Consider the following 315-nt stretch of genomic DNA (forward strand, 5'->3'; position numbering starts at 1 on the left):
AAGCATTGAGAGTGCCAAGGGCGAGGGCACAGGCCAAGGCATGGGCGCATGTCAGCGAAGAAGTCATGATATCCAACCGGCCTGCCGAGATTGAGGATCGTGCCGTGCCTGGTCATTGGGAAGGCGACTTGATCATTGGCTTGAACCGATCCGCAATCGGGACTTTAGTCGAACGATCCAGCCGATTTACCGTAAGCGTCGACCGAAGGCATCTTGTCAGCCGCGTATTTCATGTGGCCGGGTATCGAATGGCGGCATGCCGGTAGTGCCCATTTAAAAATAAATGGGCACTTCAATAAGCTTTTTAAGGCTCGT

The 315-nt window shown here is 53.3% G+C and carries 1 pseudogene; it reads left to right on the forward strand.

Features of this window, described 5'->3' with window-relative positions:
• Positions 1-200, forward strand: a pseudogene (locus WM40_RS27465) (IS30 family transposase); the annotation flags it as partial.
• Positions 201-315 lie beyond the last annotated feature (115 nt).

It is taken from the genome of Robbsia andropogonis (assembly GCF_000970345.1).
Classification (GTDB): Bacteria; Pseudomonadota; Gammaproteobacteria; order Burkholderiales; family Burkholderiaceae; genus Robbsia; species Robbsia andropogonis.